Origin of the sequence: Aurantimonas sp. A3-2-R12, from assembly GCF_036016755.1 — a bacterium.
GTDB classification, from domain to species: Bacteria; Pseudomonadota; Alphaproteobacteria; order Rhizobiales; family Rhizobiaceae; genus Aurantimonas; species Aurantimonas coralicida_A.
The window spans coordinates 1-1,608 of record NZ_JAYXIH010000114.1; the positions used below are offsets into that span (position 1 = coordinate 1).

A 1,608-nucleotide genomic window follows, 5' to 3' on the forward strand; every position below is an offset into this window, starting at 1 on the left:
ACGGATGAGATCGAATAGCCCCTTTCGACAAAATCATGATATTTTGTTCCTGCCCACGGACGACCACGTGGCGAACGGCAGAGCACCGGGTTCGAGCTCTGCGGCGCAGCCAGTTCATAGCCGCTCCTCGTTTGTGGCGTCCGTGGGTTTCGAGTCTGGTCCAGTTCGTCTCCAACCGGTCGTCATTCGCCGGTAAACTCCCTCGGCCTGAAGAGCCTGGTTACGCTCGTCACGCCGGCGTTGCGGTATATTGTAATTGTAGGTCCCGCCTTTTTGGCCGCGCCGCGGCGGGTGTCCGGCACGCAGTTCGAGGTCTCTGATCTTTTTGGCGTGCAATGAGGGGCGAACCAGGCCGTAGTCCTCTCCCTTCGTGAGAAGATGCCACATGATCACCGCCAATTTGCGGGCGACGGCAACCGCTGCAATGTGATTGCCGCGTTTGCCCCGTATGCGTTCGTAGAACGCATGGAGAGGTCCCGGACTGCGAACGGTCTGCCAAGCCGCTTCGACCAACAAATGACGAGCGTTCGAGCGGCCGCGCTTGGTAATCCTCCCGTGGTAGGCGGGCCCAACTCCGGACTGGTGAACACTCGGGTTGAGGCCGATGTAGGCGACGAGCTTGTCGGGTCTGTCGAAGCGGTCGATTCGTCCGATTGCGGCCATCAGACCGACAGCAACAACCATATCGACGCCTGGTATCGTCATTAGCCTGGTCACGTTCGGATCGGTCAACGCCGCTCTCGCGATGTCGCGCTCCACGCCTTTCAGCGCTTCGGAAAGCCGGTCGTACTCCTCGACATGTCGATCGACAGCTTCCTGTTCGTCGTCCGGCAGATATTGCGCTCGCAGCCATGACCGTCCCTTCCCGCCGAACAAATCTGCGTGCGGACACTGGGCGATCAGGTTCGCGTGGAGAATCGACTGCACGATCGACTTCAGACGTACTCGTTGCCGGACGAGTTGCGTACGACGCGTGACCTGCCGGCGGCGGGCCAAGGTTGCAGCATCAGGAATCCAGACCTCCGGCAAAAAGCCCGCTGCGTAAAGCTTCGCCAGGACCCGCGCGTCAATGGCGTCGGTCTTGATTTTGGCCTTCGCGATGAGATGGACCTGAAGCGGGTTTGCAACCACCACCCTTTCCACGTGCGGAGCGATGATCTCGGTGACCGCCGTCGCATTGCTAGTCGCCTCCACCACGACGTGATCCGTCGGGAGAAGTGTCCTTGCAAAGGACTCTAGATGATCCCGCGTCATCCCGATCCGGCCGAGACGTTTGACCTCGCCGTCTTCGAGCACCACCGCTTCAGCGAAGACGCGGTGGATATCCATACCGATGATGCGCATGCTTGCTCCTTTCGATGGCAGTTCCTTTGGTCATGTTTCAGGAGCAGGCGGGCTACACGGCAATTACAGATCCGCGCTCGCGGCGCATCCGGGCAAGCCGCAGGGGCGACCAGATAAAGGCTCGGGCTCGCAGCCCATTCGTTTCCACGGTCTGCCCGCACTTTGCGTGCTCCCGGCGCCCCACATCCCGGATGGTCTCACCATAACGCCAATCACCGAAGTGCGGCAGAGATGTTGGAGCGCCACCGCCATCATGCCGGATAA

General features: G+C 60.5%; 2 protein-coding genes. One reads left to right on the top strand and one right to left on the bottom strand.

The genetic code is table 11. The annotated features are described in order from the left end of the window. Positions 1–114 precede the first annotated feature (114 nt). Positions 115–1,344 carry an IS110 family transposase gene (locus VSX60_RS22265; protein ID WP_327626420.1) on the bottom strand — a complete coding sequence of 410 codons (1,230 nt, stop codon included), beginning with the start codon at positions 1,342–1,344 and terminating at the stop codon, positions 115–117. Between VSX60_RS22265 and VSX60_RS22270 the strand changes: the two genes are divergently transcribed. Beyond that, positions 1,334–1,608 (top strand): hypothetical protein (locus VSX60_RS22270; protein WP_327626421.1); only part of this gene is annotated, 275 nt, incomplete at its 3' end. The genes VSX60_RS22265 and VSX60_RS22270 overlap by 11 nt on opposite strands.